This window comes from Paenibacillus sp. JT31N11, from assembly GCF_056269285.1.
In genome coordinates this window covers 45109-61029 of the sequence record NZ_JBWDNQ010000007.1, presented here as the reverse complement: position 1 = coordinate 61029, position 15921 = coordinate 45109, and the positions used below count along the sequence as shown (strand labels likewise).

Annotated in this window: 12 protein-coding genes; 7 read left to right on the top strand and 5 right to left on the bottom strand. The window is 52.5% G+C overall.

The annotated features are described in order from the left end of the window. Window positions 1-217: 217 nt before the first annotated feature. Complete coding sequence (locus AC0YNV_RS22935; protein WP_475770090.1) at window positions 218-1054, top strand: oxidoreductase; 837 nt, start codon at window positions 218-220, stop codon at window positions 1052-1054. A 239-nt stretch (window positions 1055-1293) separates the two neighbouring features. Here the strand turns inward: AC0YNV_RS22935 and AC0YNV_RS22930 are convergent, their stop codons facing one another. After that, window positions 1294-2307, bottom strand: coding sequence for a LacI family DNA-binding transcriptional regulator (locus AC0YNV_RS22930; RefSeq protein ID WP_475770089.1), 1014 nt, complete (start codon window positions 2305-2307; stop codon window positions 1294-1296). Window positions 2308-2536: 229 nt separating this feature from the next. Between AC0YNV_RS22930 and AC0YNV_RS22925 the strand changes: the two genes are divergently transcribed. The 5 genes from AC0YNV_RS22925 to AC0YNV_RS22905 all read left to right on the top strand — a co-directional run bounded on the left by AC0YNV_RS22925 (window position 2537) and on the right by AC0YNV_RS22905 (window position 10082). After that, window positions 2537-4630: an amylo-alpha-1,6-glucosidase gene (locus AC0YNV_RS22925; protein ID WP_475770088.1), complete on the top strand. Its 2094-nt coding sequence runs from the start codon at window positions 2537-2539 to the stop codon at window positions 4628-4630. A 105-nt stretch (window positions 4631-4735) separates the two neighbouring features. Further along, window positions 4736-6043, top strand: a complete 1308-nt coding sequence (locus tag AC0YNV_RS22920; RefSeq protein WP_475770087.1) for an ABC transporter substrate-binding protein — start codon at window positions 4736-4738, stop codon at window positions 6041-6043. Window positions 6044-6118: 75 nt separating this feature from the next. Beyond that, on the top strand, window positions 6119-7015 hold the full coding sequence (locus AC0YNV_RS22915; RefSeq protein WP_475770086.1) for a carbohydrate ABC transporter permease: 897 nt from the start codon (window positions 6119-6121) through the stop codon (window positions 7013-7015). 15 nt (window positions 7016-7030) lie between these two features. Beyond that, the gene (locus tag AC0YNV_RS22910; protein ID WP_210038861.1) at window positions 7031-7864 is read left to right on the top strand and encodes a carbohydrate ABC transporter permease; all 834 of its coding nucleotides are present in this window, start codon (window positions 7031-7033) and stop codon (window positions 7862-7864) included. Window positions 7865-7889: 25 nt separating this feature from the next. Beyond that, window positions 7890-10082, top strand: coding sequence for an alpha-L-rhamnosidase-related protein (locus AC0YNV_RS22905; protein WP_475770085.1), 2193 nt, complete (start codon window positions 7890-7892; stop codon window positions 10080-10082). A gap of 255 nt (window positions 10083-10337) precedes the next feature. On the opposite strand, the gene AC0YNV_RS22900 is transcribed toward AC0YNV_RS22905, so the two are convergent. Both AC0YNV_RS22900 and AC0YNV_RS22895 read right to left on the bottom strand, forming a co-directional pair. Then, window positions 10338-11324 carry an NADP-dependent oxidoreductase gene (locus AC0YNV_RS22900; protein WP_475770084.1) on the bottom strand — a complete coding sequence of 329 codons (987 nt, stop codon included), beginning with the start codon at window positions 11322-11324 and terminating at the stop codon, window positions 10338-10340. A gap of 158 nt (window positions 11325-11482) precedes the next feature. Then, window positions 11483-12376, bottom strand: a complete 894-nt coding sequence (locus AC0YNV_RS22895) for a ketopantoate reductase family protein (RefSeq protein ID WP_475770083.1) — start codon at window positions 12374-12376, stop codon at window positions 11483-11485. A 160-nt stretch (window positions 12377-12536) separates the two neighbouring features. Between AC0YNV_RS22895 and AC0YNV_RS22890 the strand changes: the two genes are divergently transcribed. Further along, window positions 12537-13151 carry a TetR/AcrR family transcriptional regulator gene (locus AC0YNV_RS22890; protein WP_475770082.1) on the top strand — a complete coding sequence of 205 codons (615 nt, stop codon included), beginning with the start codon at window positions 12537-12539 and terminating at the stop codon, window positions 13149-13151. 309 nt (window positions 13152-13460) lie between these two features. On the opposite strand, the gene AC0YNV_RS22885 is transcribed toward AC0YNV_RS22890, so the two are convergent. Continuing rightward, window positions 13461-13658 (bottom strand): hypothetical protein, encoded by a 198-nt coding sequence (locus tag AC0YNV_RS22885; protein WP_475770081.1) that lies wholly within the window; start codon window positions 13656-13658, stop codon window positions 13461-13463. Between the two features lie 44 nt (window positions 13659-13702). Beyond that, window positions 13703-15781 (bottom strand): glycoside hydrolase family 65, encoded by a 2079-nt coding sequence (locus AC0YNV_RS22880; protein ID WP_475770080.1) that lies wholly within the window; start codon window positions 15779-15781, stop codon window positions 13703-13705. Window positions 15782-15921 lie beyond the last annotated feature (140 nt).

Genomic DNA, 15921 nt, shown 5'->3' with positions numbered 1-15921 from the left:
GTGAACGTTCATTAATCAATCAGGAGAGGTGGTGCTGCCGAAAAGGAGTCTAATTTATATGGAGCATTCCGGATATGATGGCGATTTTTTTAAATATTATAAGTGTACGTTCATTTAATATTACTGTTTATTGCTGCAAGGTATAAGAAGAAGATGCACATATCTATTGGTTTTCTGCAAATGACTATATTGGACAAAAGAAGAGGAGAATGAACCCATGTCTGAACAAAAAGTATGGCTGGTAACGGGAAGCTCCCGCGGTTTGGGCCGCAGATTGGCTGAAGAGATATTGAAGAAAGGTGACAGACTGATTGCGACTGCCCGCAACCCCGAGCAGCTGGCCGATCTGGTTGACCGTTACGGCGGGCAGATCCGCCCGCTTGCGCTTGACGTCACGGATCCGGAGGCGGTACAAGCTGTGGTGAAGGAAGCTGCCGCTGTGTTTGGCCGGCTGGATGTTGTCGTTAATAATGCGGGCTACGGGGATGTAGCTTCCATCGAAGACGTCACCCTGAGCGATTTTCGGGCTCAAATTGATACAAACTTCTATGGGGTCGTCTACGTTACCAAGGCGGCTGTGCCGATTTTGCGGGAGCAGGGTTTCGGCCATATCATCCAGATTTCTTCCATCGGGGGACGTATCGGGACTGTCGGCTTGGCGGCATACCAGAGTGCAAAATGGGCCGTGGAGGGCTTCTCCGAGGTTCTGGCTCAGGAAATCGCCCCTTTCGGAATCAAGGTAACCATTATCGAGCCAGGCGGGCTGCGCACCGACTGGGCAGGGTCTTCCATGACCATTCCGCCGATCAGCGAGCCGTACGATCAGACCGTCGGCGCATTGGTGCGGATGTTCACCGGACACGGCGGACAAGCACCGGGCGACCCCGTCAAGGCTGCGAAGGGTATCATCGGCATCACGGAGCTCGATGAGCCGCCGCTGCGTCTGCTGCTCGGAAGCGACGCCGTCGCCTTAGCGGAAACCGTCGGGCAGGCCCGGCTCGAGGCTGACGCCAAGTGGCGCCATCTTAGTGAATCCATCGGCTTCGACGAATAAAGAACGCTTTGCGGCCGTTCAGGCTGCCGGACTTGTTGATAAACAGGGAAGATCGCCCCATTGTCTGGGATCAGGCTGAGGAATTAACGCTAACAAAGAAGCTGTTACTTGAGGTTGTTCCAACTCAAAAGACAGCTTCTTTGTCATATAGGGGCAAGGGAAGACGGTTTACGTGGCCGGCGGGTAGTCTAGCAGGCCGGTGATTGACCGCCTGAACAGCCAGTATTCTTCACATACCCTCAAAGAATAGTCCGCACGCTATCGCGCTTCACGAGCTCCGTATTAAGCACAATATAGCGGTTGACATTGCGTCCCTCCAGCAGATCAACCAGCAGCTGGGCAGCTTGATAGCCGGTCTCGTATTTATGCTGATTGACGGTTGTAATGGCGGGCGTATGGTATGCCGCTATGTCGATGTTGTCGAATCCGACGATAGAGATATGCTCCGGCACGCTCCGTCCCAAGCCTTTGACGGCTTGTATCGCTCCAAGGGCCATCAGATCGCTTGCGCAAAATACCGCCGTCAGCTCCGGATAGAGCGAATGCATGCGGTACATCGCTTCTTTGGCGGCAGCCTCGGAGAAGGAACCGTCCATCACGTAAGATTCGTTGTACGGGATGCCGTAGCTTGCAAGCGCATCGATATACCCTCTCAGCCGGTGTCGGCTGACGTCTGCCTGTGTATGCCCATTAATCATCCCGATATGGCGGTGGCCATTCTCCAGCAAATGGAGCATAGCCGTGCAGGCGCCCTTCACATTATCGGAAGTTACGTAGCCCACATTGGGGCCCCGCAGCGGAATGTCAATCAGAACGCATGGAATTTCCGAGGATACGATTTCCTCGAGATAAGGATCGTCGAGGCGGATGCCCATGATTATGACGCCGTCGACGCCTCTTTCATTACAAAGCTTCTTATAGGATTTGGTTTTCTGCTTCTGCGGCGTTGTGCTGAACAGCACCAGATCGTAATCCAGTTCCCCGGCACGGTCGTTCATGCCGCAGAGCACCTCGAAAGCGATGTTGTCCTTGGAGCTGTCTCTGGTTACATTGGAGAGCAGCAGACCGATCGTTTTTGATTTCTTGGAAATAAGCGAACGCGCCGCTATGTTGGGGCTGTAGCCAAGCCGGTCGGCTACCGCCACAATTTTCTTGCGTGTTTCCTCGTTTACGTCACTATAACCGTTTAACGCGCGCGAAACGGTGGTAATGGAAACTTGAGCGGCTCTAGCGATATCTTTAATGGTAACCAATATAGGATTCTCCTTCGGCAAAAATATATTAGGCGGGTAGATCGCAGATTGTGAAATGAACTTTAAAAAACTGTTGTAAATGCTTACAAGGCAATTTATAATACTAAGTATAGTCGATCCGAATCGTTTCGGAAAGGTCTCCGTCGAAAGGAGATATTTTTTTGGTTGAAATCCGAAACGTTTCGGAATTGCGATGGCATCATGACAACAAGAGAAATGAGGTTTTAAATTGGATTACCGTGTTATCAAAGAGAACAATTTATTTCTGATTACCGACAAGCTCGGCAATATTTCGCCAGAGAGCGGAAACGGGCTGTACACATCGGATACGCGCTTTTTGAGCCATCTGGACATTTTTGTCAATGGGCAAAAACCAATCCTTCTTTCCTCATCGGCCGATGAAAACTTCGTCGCTGTTATCCGGCTGACGAATCCGCATATGGAGCAGGATGGAGAACTGATTTTATGGCGTGAATCGGTAGAAATCGTAAGAGAGCGCTTTATTTACGCTGGAGTTCTCTACGAAACGTTTCGGATTACCAGTTATTATCCAAAACCAGTCGATTTTGAATTTTCTGTTCGGATGGATGCGGATTTTGCAGATATGTTCGTTATACGGGGTTTTCAGTATGGGGAGCTTGGAACGGTTACCGGCCGTCATTCCGGTCCGGGAGAGCGCACGATTTCGTACATGGGCGCGGACCGCGTAAACAGGGAAACCCGAATCCGCTGGAAAGGTCCCGAGAATGTGGTGGACGCCGACGGGACCGTTCATTTCCGGATCGGATTATCCCATGCGGAATCGACTGAAATCTCTTTTGTCGTCATGCCTGTAATCGATGGAGCGGAGCCCAGGCTGCACGAAGCGCCGGAAGCTCTTGCGAAGCTGAATGCGTCCTACGGGGACTGGAACGTCAGCTCCACCTCCATCCACAGCGACCTGCCGGCATTTAACAATCTCATTGACCGCAGTTTGCAGGATTTGCGGGTGCTGCTGACCGATCTCGGACACGGGCCGTTTCCCGTCGCCGGTCTTCCGCTGTTCGCGGTGCCGTTCGGACGCGACAGCTTGATTGCAGCGCTGCAGATGCTTCCGCTGAATCCGCAAATCGCCAAAGGAACGCTGCTGACGATGGCTTCTTATCAGGGAACGAAGGTGGATGAGTGGCGGGACGAACAGCCAGGGAAAATCATGCATGAAATCCGCTATGGCGAGCTGGCGGGGACAAATCAGGTGCCTTTTACGCCTTACTATGGCACGATTGACGCTACGCCGTTATTCCTGCTGCTGGCTGCCGAGTACTTCCATTGGACGGAAGATGCCGCATTGATCCGGCAGCTGATGCCGAATGTGGATGCCGCACTGGAATGGATCGACCGCTATGGCGATGAGGACGGCGATCTCTTCGTCGAATATGTCCAGAAATCGTCCAAGGGCATCGCCAACCAAGGCTGGAAGGATTCTGCGGACTCTATCGTCCATGCCGACGGTGAATATGCGAAGGCCCCCATTGCCCTGGTTGAAGTCCAGGGCTACGTCTACCAGGCGAAAACAAGACTTGCCCCGCTGTTCCGCAGCTTCGGAAGCGCTGAGCGCGCTGACCGGCTTGAAAACGAAGCGGCCCGGCTCAGGGAGAGGTTCGAGCAGCAGTTCTGGATGGAGGATGAGCAGTTCTACGCCATTGCTCTTGATGGCGCCAAGCGTCAGGTGCATTCCGTTACCTCCAACGCAGGCCACATCCTGATGAGCGGCATTGCTTCGCCTGAACGGGCGCGGGCGGTTGCCGGGCGTCTGGTAGCCGGCGATATGTTCAGCGGATACGGCATCCGCACGATGAGCACAGACGCTTCGGGCTACAACCCGATGAGCTATCATGACGGCAGCATATGGCCGCATGACAACTCGCTCAGTATAATCGGCATGAGCTGCAATGGTTTTCAGAGCGAAGCGCTCACCGTAATGGAAGGGCTGCTCAAGGCATCGCAATCATTCGAGTATGCCCGACTGCCTGAGCTGTTCTGCGGGTATGGCGAATCGCTGGGGCAGCCCGTTCCCTATCCGGTCGCCTGTTCGCCCCAGGCATGGGCAGCCGGCACATCGCTGGCATTTGTTCAGGCTCTGCTGGGAATTGTGCCGGATGCGCTGGAGAAGCGGATTACGCTGAAGCCCGCGCTCCTGGCGGGCATGAATGTGCTTGAGATCCAACGCCTTCATATCGGCGATGGCCACCTTCACCTGCTGATTATGCGTGAAGCGGGAAGCGATGTTCCACAGGTTCGGGTCATGGCGAATGAAACCGGATATCAGTTGAACATCCTGTAAATGGGAACCTCCAGGTAATACCGGAAAAGGAGAGCCGCTTGAATCATGGAGGGGCTTTAGCTTTCCGAGCTATATATACTATATTTTAAGGGGATGTTATTCATTATGAAGAAAAAAGGATTATTGAGTCTGGTTTCCGTCCTGATTTTAACCCTGCTGCTTTCTGCCTGCTCTTCGGGCGGAAACAGCTCCAATGCCGGAAACGGAGAGGGCTCCGGGAGCAGCGCCGAGAAAGTGAAGCTGACCTTCACCCTGTGGGGAGATGTAAACAGCGGCGCCAACGAGCAGACGCTGGCTGACGAATTCAATGCGGCGCATCCCAATATTGAAGTCAAATTCGAGCCGGTACCCGGCGACGGCTATGGCACGAAGCTGACTGCGTCGCTTGCCGGCGGCACCGCGCCTGACGTATTTCTCGTCGGAGAAGGGGATTTCCGTTCTTTTGTGGACAAAGGGGTAATTGAGCCTCTGGACGATTATATCGCCAAGGATGATGCATTCGATATCAACATTTTCCAGAAAAGTCTGATTGATATGGAGACATTGGACGGCAAGCTGTATTACCTTCCGAAGGATTTCAATCCGCTGGCCCTGTGGTACAACAAAAAGCTGTTTGACGATGCGAAAATCGAATACCCGAGCGCGGACTGGACCTGGGATGACATGACCCAGGCAGCCCAAAAGCTGACCAAGCAGGAGAATGGCAAATTCACGCAGTTCGGATTTAATGCAGGCACATGGGAATATCCGATCTACACGTATTTGTGGGCGAATGGCACGGATATTGCCAATGAAGACGGTTCAAAAGCCGAAGGCTTTATGAATGGCGAGAAAACGGTTGCCGCGATGGAGAAATACGTTGCGCTCTCCAAAGGCGAGAACCGCGTATCGCCGACGCCTCAGGATACACAAACGCTGGGCGGAGACTCCTCGATGTTCATGACCGGCAAGCTGGCCATGATGATTACCGGCCGCTGGGTCAAATCCGATCTCGACAAGTCGGATGTGGAATATGGATCAGCGCTTATCCCTACCGGTGCAGACGGAACACGCGCCGGCATTATCGCTGCCGCAGGCTGGGCGGTCAATTCCAAAAGCAAACACAAGCAGGAAGCTTACGAGCTTGTGAAATGGCTGTCCGGCACGGATGCCCAGAAGCTGCGTTCCAAAGACGGTCTGGTGCTGCCGGCGACGGTTACGGAATTGGAAGCGGTCAAATCGGCGGAGCAAGCCGACAAGGCAGTCATTGAGATGATGGATTACGCCCAGAAACCGGTGACCATGCGCTCAGGCAACGGTCCGCTGTTCAAGGATGAATTCACGCAGGCACTCGAAAAAGTGCTGCTGGGCCGCCAGGATATGAAGGCCGCTTTGGATGAAGCAGCCAAAAATGTGGATGCCAAAATTAAATAAATTCGTGTTCAAAATAAAATAGGCGAAGGGTGAAGCGTTGTTCGCGCTTCACCTTCTTTTATCAAGGAGGTCATTATGAATAACGCCAAATCTGAACGCACAGGATATCTGTTTATTCTCCCGTGGCTGCTCGGGCTTGTGATTTTCACGCTTGGTCCGATGATCTTCTCGCTGGTGCTTTCTTTCAGTAAGTGGGATGTCATTACCGGTGTGGAATCGATCCAGTTCGTCGGCTGGGATAACTTTAAAGCTATATTTCATGACGATTTGTTCTACCAATCTTTGAAGGTTACCTTTATTTTCGCCTTGGTTTCCGTGCCGCTTTTTCAGATCATGTCCATTCTGGTTGCGGTGCTGCTGAATATGCGTTCGAGGGGGATGAAGGTATTCCGGCTTGTCTTCTTCATGCCGTCCGTCATTCCTGCAGTCGCAATCTCCATGATGTGGGTCATGATTTTCAATCCGGAGTATGGAATATTGAATCAGGCATTGGCCTGGTTTGGGATACAGGGTCCAGCCTGGCTGCAGGATCCAAGCTATGCGCTGGGGGCATTGATTGTAATGGGGCTGTGGGGCATTGGCAATACGGTCATTATATATTTGTCCGGTTTGCAGGGCGTTCCCGAGGATTTGTATGAAGCTGCTGAGCTGGATGGCGCCGGTCCCTTCCGCCGGTTCTTCGGCATTACACTTCCGCTCATCTCGCCTACGGTGTTCTTTAATGTGATTATGGGGATTATCGGAGGATTTCAATATTTCACCCAGGCGTTCGTCATGACCGAAGGCGGTCCGCTCAACTCGACGCTGTTCTATAATCTGTATTTGTATAACAAAGCGTTCATGGAATTCGATATGGGCTATGCGTCGGCGCTCTCCTGGATTTTGTTCCTGATTATATTGGTTTTCACGATGCTGGTCATTCGCAGCTCCTCCCTCTGGGTCCACTATCAGGGCGACGATCAACGAGACTAGAAAGGGGATAATATCATGCTGCTCAATAAATTTAACCCGCTGCGGCTTCTTGCTCTGGTTCTGCTCCTTGCCGGGTCGGCCGTGGTGCTGGTGCCGATGCTGTGGACATTGTCCACGTCGCTGAAGACGCCGGCCGAAGTGTTTGGCACCCAATTCTTTCCGAAAAAATGGCTGTGGTCCAATTATGCGGATGCGATAACGGCCATCCCGTTTTTTTTGTTTCTCCGCAATACGCTGATTATTCTCGTGCCGGTCATGATCGGAACCGTCCTGTCGGCTGCGGTCAGCGCATATGGCTTTGCCCGCTTTAATTTCAAAGGGAAACGCACATTGTTCCTCGTTCTGCTTGCGACCATGATGCTGCCAAGCCAGGTGACGATGATCCCTACTTTTCTCATGTTCAAGGAGGCGGGATTCTCGGATTCGTTCCTGCCGCTTATTCTGCCGGCTTTCTTCGGAGGCGGAGCGTTCAACATCTTCCTGATCCGGCAGTTTATGCGCGGAATTCCGCGGGAACTGGATGAGTCCGCTTTCGTGGATGGAGCCAAAAGATGGCAGATTTTCACCAGAATCATGATTCCGCTGTCCAAGCCGCCGCTCATCGCGGTAGCGATCTTTACCTTTATGGGCGTGTGGAATGATTTTCAGGGTCCGCTCATTTATTTGAATTCCAATGATAAATATACGCTGGCGCTCGGACTGTCCATGTTCAAGGGCATGTACAACATCGAGTGGAATATGCTGATGGCCGCGACGATTCTCATTATGCTGCCGGCGCTCGTTGTATTCTTCGTGGCGCAGAAATATTTCATAGAAGGCATCTCTATCTCTTCTGCCGTGAAGGGTTGAGAATGCCGCTTAAGGAGGCATCATTATGATCAATACAACGAGCAAACATCCATTCAATCTCTATTATAATGCAGGCGAATATGTGAAAATCTGCGGGACGCAGGATGGCTATTTTCCCGATTTCGGGCATCATGTCGCCAATGAAATGGGCGGGGTATGGCTTCATCCCATCAAGCTGCTGGACGGCTTCTGGCTCAAAGTGACGGACATGGACAGGGGCATCTCCGTGTGGTCCAGAGCGGATGCCTTCACGAATGAATCCTGGGGCAGCACATTTGACTATGGCCACGGTCTGAGCCATATTCCGCTGACCATCAAACGTACCCAATTTGCGCCGGAGCTTGCCAAAGGCATGGTTGCCGGATACAAGCTTCATCATACAAGACAAGGAGAGCTCCGGCTGAAGCTGGAGCTGCTGGCGCGCACCGATCTGCGGCCGGTGTGGTTCTCCGATGAAATCGGTATCCATGACGGCGTTCAGGATGAAGCGGTGCAGCTCGGCAGCCGGGAGGTGCTGGTGAAGGACAGCAGTCACGATTGGTATGCGATGATCGGTACGGACCTGCCGGGGGACGGGATGGAATGCCGGCCGGATCTTTACGGTCCGGAGTTTACAGCCGGCAATGGCTGCGGCATCAAGTTCAGCGCGGAGATCATCATTCCTGCGGAGGGGGAATTCGAGTTCCATTTGTTTGTCGCCGGTTCCTATGCCTCTGCGGAATCCTGCCAGGAGACCTACCGCAGCCTGGAGCATGATCATGAACGCATGCTCCGCGATAAGCAAAGCGCTTATGACAGCGTGGCCCGGCGGGCTCAGCTTATGATAGAAGGAGAAGCTGTGTTCAACGATATCTTCACCTGGGTCAAATGGAATAATCAATGGCTCATTCAGCAGGTGGACGGCATCGGACGCGGACTTACGGCAGGAGGACCGACTTATCCATGGTGGTTCGGCTGCGACAATACTTATTCCCTTCAGGGCGTGCTCGCGATCGGCGATCACCGGCTTGCCAAGGAGACGCTGGATTTGCTGCTGCGCAAGTCCGAAGAAGTGAACGGCAATGGGCGCTTCATCCATGAGGCCACGACCATGGGCGCCGTGTCCAATCCCGGAAATACGCAGGAGACCGCACACTATATCGCGTTCGTATGGGAATTATTTCTTTGGACCGGAGATGAGGCGCTGCTGCGCAGGCATTATGATTATTGCGTAAAAGGCATAGACTGGCTGCTCGGTGAAATGGACCCCGACGGCGATTTATTCCCATCCGGCTATGGAATCATTGAAATAGCCGGGCTCAACATGGAGCTGATCGACAGCGCCGTCTATACGGCCAAAGCGCTGCAGGCCATAACGGAGATGAGCCGCTGGCTGCAGGATGAAGAGGGTCATCACCGCTATAGCCTCCTGGCGAAGAGAAGCGCGGCTGCCATAAACGAGCGGTTCTGGATGGAATCGGAAGGACTGTTTGCCGATGCGGTTGCGCCCAAAAAGGAGATTGAGCCGAAGCTTGATTACATGACAGCGCTTGCCCAAGAGCAAGGAATTACCGGATATCGCGAATATTTGACAGGGCTGCTTGACGATGTGGAGGATGAGGCGGAGGACCGCGGCTGGCTGCTGAACAAGAACTGGGTTATTGTTACGCCGATGGAGACCGGGATCGCCGATCCGGACAAAGCGCAGCTGGCGCTTGAACATATGCGCAATGACACTTTTATCGGTGAATACGGTACTTATTTGTCCGGCATCTATCAGCAGGGCACGATGACAATTTCGACAGGGGTTCATGCTGTTGCGGAGGCGGCAAGCGGCAATCCGGACGCGGCGCTGGATTTGCTGGAGAGAATGTTCAGGAGCTTCTCTTATGTGCTGCCGGGTTCCCTCTCCGAGATGTCGCCGGACTATGGCTGCGTGGTTCAGGCGTGGACGATCTATGCGGTGGCGGTTCCGGTCGTGCGCCATTTCTTCGGGATCAACCCGGCTGCCGCCCGCAAGGAGCTTGTGGTGAAGCCGCAGCTTCCCTCGGCCTGGAGGGGCAAACGCTGTTCAATGGAGCGGCTGGTGATCGGCGAGGCGGAATTCGATATCCATCTGGAAGAAAGAGAAGCTGCCCGCTTCGTGTCGATCCGCAACGAAGCCTGCTGGAACGTGACGGTCGAGTGGAACAACCGCAGGGTGCAAAGCTCGGAAGCGCTGATTGAGCTGGAGCTTTAGGTAAAGCTTATGCAGGGGTTGTTGGCGCTTCCGGTCATCGTCCATTCTATTCGAGAAGGTTCGAGTCTGATTGCTGCGCATCATTTGTCGGGTGGGTCTTGTCATTTATCGGAGAAGGCGGAAACCAGCAATGGCGGTGCAGGGGGGACCCAGCACCGCCATTGCTTTATTTTTGCAAGATGATTTGATCAGGCAAGCTATCCGTCAAGTGCGCAAACTTACTTTTGAGACATCCCATCTCACCAAGCAAGAAGCTTATCCCATGTTTTTCGATATGACGATTTTTCCCCGTTTCGGCGACTCTTCGCTTTTGCGATACGCCTGAAGCAGGCCTTGAGCAGTAAAGGGATAGGTCTCATCGATATGGATACTCAATTTATTCTCTTTCATATGGCGAACAATGGATTCAAAATCGGTACGGTTAGGTCTTGCCTGGAAGAAACGTGCGTCAATGCCGCGGACCTTCGGATATTGATTGATCGCGAATGCCACCACTGAAATATAGGCTCCGCCATCCCTGATGACCGAGTAGTTCTTCTTTCCGATTTCTCCCGGTAACCCGGTACCGAAAGTGGATGGGTCCATAGCGGAATCCAATACGATATCAACAGGATCTGTTATTTGGGTGGCAATGTCGACTTTCGTGTAGTCGAACACCTCGTCCGCACCGAGTCCTTTGACGAAATCATGATTATAGTCCCTCGCGGTTGCGATTACATATGCTCCATGTTGCTTGGCCAACTGGACCGCTGCATGTCCCACGCCTCCGGCGCCGGCTTGAACAAGGATGCGTTGTCCCGGTTGAAGACGGCCATGCTCGAACAGCGCTTGCCAAGCTGTCAGGGCAACCGTAGGCGCGGCGCCTGCCTCTTCGAAGGAAAGACTGTCAGGGATAACGGCAAGAAGATCTTCCTCCACCGCAACATAGTCCATGTAAGAACCCCTCTGAACCATGCCCATGACACGATCCCCCGGCTTGAAATGACGCACGTTTTCGCCAACCTCTTTTACGATGCCGGCTGCTTCATTACCAAGAACAAGCGGCAATTGAAATTGAGCCGGAAATTTATCGGCCATGGGACTCTGAAGAATCGCGCCGCTGCGAAATAGAATATCTGCGGGATTGATGGAAGAGGCGCGCATTTCGACGAGAACCTGTGTGTCGGTGAGTGCGGGAATCGGCACTTCCAGTTCCTCTAGCACTTCGGGGATTCCAAAGCTTGTCAAAGCAATAGCTTTCATGATTATGCCTCCTCTTAAATTGAACATACGTTGATTTTTCAACTGCCGCTGTTTCTACTGTGTTAACCGGGCCAATCCTTGGCATGATCCGTTAGTTGCTTTCCCGTTGGGGAGGTACTATCGAACGTATTGCCGTCCTTTGTGGAGAGATGGCGATGTCATCGTCGAACAGATAGCTTTTTATGAAACATCTCATCCAATAACAGTATTTCTGTTTTTTTGCTGACAGCATGGTTTCCAAGCTTAACATCAATCACAAAGTCATTGCTCAGCATCTGGCGGTACCGGGAAATAATATCTTTCTCAGGCAATTCTCCCATCGACTTCGTCTCAGGCGGGATCACCGGGATTCCGGCTTGCTCGACCAGGCGAAGATTTAGTTTAAGATCTGCGGCGACCTTGCTTAGAATGCTTTCACTTCTTGCTGTCTCTATATCCACCATTCCGTCATTCGTATAGAAATGCTTGTTGACTGCAGCGAGCGCAGCATGCGAAACATGGAATGCTTGAATGTCCTTCTGTATTTCATAATGCAAATCCGCTGTTTCAAATATTTTGGCAAGCTCCTTCACTCTTTCGGTCGTTTGTCCATTTATTTCACCAAAAAAGGTTCCTTGGTGAGTTTTGGAACCGAATTGGGCGTATAGAACATCTTCTTTGATATCTCCGCCTGCACCCGGGAATCCTGGAAGTAACCGATCACCCACGATTTCAAGCCAGTGATCATACCCAATGGTATTAGTCAAGGTGATTATGGTTTGGCTCTGATTATTCTTGATCGCAGACAGGGCAGATTCTGCCTGATCATATCGTACAGGAACAAAGATGAAATCATAGATGTCGTCGTTTGCAAGCTTCTCTATCGTCTTGATCGATATTTGCTTTATCACACCATTATCGTTGTATCGCAGTCCGTTCCTTTTAAGCGCATCCAGTCTCTTTCCTCGGGCCAGCATAGTGACGTCCAGTCCCGACTGTGCAAATCTGAGTGCGTATACACTGCCAATCACACCGGCGCCAACTATCAAAAGTCTATGTTGTTTGCTGTTCAATATTGTCCTTCCTTTCAGCTAACTAGTCACAGTTGTTTAAACAACATCTGTTTGATACGATAATAGTACGGCATGATGAGGATTTCAATCGGCAGAGTATGTAAAACGTTGCATAGACAACAAATTTTGATATTTGATGTTTAAGAAGGGGGATATAGATATGGTAAATCAGGAGGATCCAAGAGTTTTACGGACACGACAGTTAATCAGGGAAGCATTCAGAGAGTTGTTGCAGAATAAAGGATTTGATGCAATAACCATAAAAGATATCGCGCAGAGAGCTACTATTAACCGCGCCACCTTATATGCCCATTATGAAGATAAATATGCATTGATGGAGGAAATTACAGAACAGGCTTTTCGCGAGATGATTCCTGAACAAGTGGTGAATGCGCGGGAGTTTACAGATGAAATATGCAGTCAGCTGGTCTTGCTGACACACCGCTACATCGTATATTTTTATCAGATATGCAGAATGGATTCCCAATCTATTGCTAAGCTTGTGGATGAAAAGGTAAAAAAGATGTTGCAGCAAATAATAGAAGGCATTTTTGTGAAAGGGGATAACCATCATATAGCGGACCGCCATCATACAAAGATCATTTCGGCCATGACAGGCGCAGCGATCTATGGCGCAGCGCATTATTGGTTAATTGTTGGGGAAAATAATCGAGCCGATTTACTTGTAGACATTGTTCGTCCCTATGTAATGAATGGTTTGGGGCTGTACCGCAATTGCAATGAATATTTAAACGACTCGCCGACAGCGCCTTAGGTTAATGCTCACAAGGCCCAATATTTCAGATTGGAAACGGAAGAGTGGTTACTCCCTGCCGTCGCCCCAGTATGACGAAACCGGGCTGCCGGAGTTGACTTCCGCCTTTCAGCAGCTGGCCGCACTGATTGCGGCAGGACGAGATGATATGCACCAGGATCAACCAATGCTGCAAACTGCGAGCGTTTGATCGTTTGGCTGGAAGAGGAGCTTATTCCATGGTTCGAACAAATGAGCGTCACGGATAACCGCTCAGAGATTCGAAAGGCCAAGCAGTATATTTCTGCAAGGGCAGCCTTCATGCCGCTGTTAAAAGAAAAAGGATCCTCCCCGCTCCTGCAGTATCGTATAAAACTGCTTGCGAAAGGGGGCGATCCTCTCCTGCTGCCTGGGAGGCAAATTCATCATATGAAGCTGCAGGGCAATGACCGCCCCGCTCGTTGCTCGAGCCGCGCCCGGATGCGATTCATCCGTAGCCGCCTCTTGTGGTTGTCGATGGTTGTCCATGTCTGTCCATGGATCCTTGGGCGGCAACCCTGCTGCTATCGCGGCTAGAGCATCCTGACAAAACCTTCGCAGCGGACGGTCCATGACCCGTCCTGCGGAAACCCGGGAGCATGCGTATCCGGCCCGTCTTCCCAGCCTGAAGCCATCATGGCGACAGCGGTCAGCAGGCCGCCATTGCCGGGCAGATAGACGGACAGATCCGGCCTCTGATAATTGTGCCCGTTGGGAAGATAGCTGTTTTTCCCCCGTTCCATTAATAGAGCTTCGACAGCCAATCGGCCTTCGCCAAGTCTGGCGGCAGTCATGGCAGTCATCGGATAATCCCATCCCCATGTATGATCCCAGTTCCAGTTCTTCCAGACCTCATGAAGCGTAAGTCTCATCGTTTCATGGTCAACCATCAGTCCCGGAAGCATACCGAGGGGTGCCAGCATGGTCGGATGGTCGACAACGCCCGTTTTGTTCCGGAAGGTGTCCGGTGCGGTTTCGGCCGCTGTATATACTGCATCTACTACCGGCAGTCTGGACAGATGCTGCAGAATATGATCCCAATTCTCGTCCCTGGGCAGGCCAAGCCGCTCTCTCCACGTATTTGCGACCGATAGCCCGAATGCCCAATAGCTCAACTCAAAGGACGGATTGAAGGTGACGGCATGGTCGTAAATCTCCTGGGCGGGAGCAACCGGCGGACCAAGCACGTAGCGTCTGTGCTCCTCATCCCACTCCGCAAAAGAGGCCATGAAAGCGGCGGATTCCAGTACGATTTCACGGTAGCGCGCAAGTGCCCCGTCTCCGCCTCCGCTCTTGTAGATAAGCTCGGCATAATAGATCGGATGGGGCTGCTGCCAAATTAGAAAAGGTTCAATGTAGCAGGGGCCGTTAACCCCATCGGGAGCGATGCATTTGGGCCATCTGGCACCGTTGTAGCCCTGCGAAGCGGCCAGCGCCTTCGCCTGCGGCAGGATATCACTGTACCAGCCCATGTTATTTTCCAGGAGCTCCGTCCGGTTCCATAATGCAAAATGAACAGAATGCCACCAATGCATCTCCAAATGGAATTTCCCGTACCAGCTGTTATGCGTAAGGCCGGATTCCTGAGGAGGCAGCGACCCGGAGGACTGGATCGCGGTCAAATATTGGGACAATACGATGCGCCGCTCCAGCTCATGCGCCCGCGTGTCCGCGCTCCCCGCCAGCTCCACGGCAGCTCCGCTGCTCCAGAACGACTCCCAATGGCTGCGGCAAGCAGTCTCTGTCTCCCCGAAGGCAGGCAGCGGGTCTTCGTTGGCTTCAAGCCCGAAGCGGAAGCAAAGCTCGAATTCGCCGCCATGATCCTCCGCGGACGGCGTAAGCAGGAACTGATGCGGATCCGCTGAATCGCGGACGAATGAGCCGCCGGACCAGGCCGCCGTCATATAATGGACATCCGCATCAAGCGTCCGGCGAAGACGGATGGAAGAAGGCGACTGCGCTTCAATCTCCGTTTGATGCGCGTCCGGTTCATCCCACACCGGGCTGCCGGAGAAGGTTCCGCTTGCGTAGGGGAAACGGAAAGCGATGCGCAGCGCGCCATCTGCAATCAGCTCCGAGCCTATGCGTACTGCGATCAGATCCATATCCGGATGGCAGCAGGTCTCCACGACCGTGCGGAGCCCGGCTGCGCTGAAGCGGCTGGTAATTTTCCCGGACCACAGATCCAGCTCCTGCCGCATATCGGTCAGATCCCCGCTTGCGGCTTCGGCGCCGGAAGGCAGTGAGATCCGGAATCCGATCTCTCCAAGCTGCAGCCGGTGCGGGTTGGCTTGAAGCCAATTGTATTCGGCGCTCCGCTGGCCGCGGGGCGAGTAAGGGAAGCCGACGCTTCGTCCATTGAACGTGTTGTAATAAGTAAGCGGATAATGATCCATGCGGTAGCCTTCCGGATTGGGCAAGGTATGCCAGGCCCAGTTGGAGAGATGGCCGAGGGGAACGCCGCCGTCCGCATAAAGCGCCGGAAACGACTGAAGGCCGGTGGCATCGACCGTGAAGGCATAGTTTCCATTGCCGACCGAGAGCGAAGCGTTTTTGTCAAAGCCTTGTATAACGGGATGATGGCGTCCAACGAGAGCCTGCCGGTTGATCATCTGTGTCGCATCTCCTTATCGGATGAAATGATTTACGCCACTATTATACGCGTGAAATGCCCGGATAAAAGGCAAAATCCCTATCTCCATAGCAATTGCACATTTCCCGGCAGAAGTTTATCGTTATGCGGCAGGGGTTA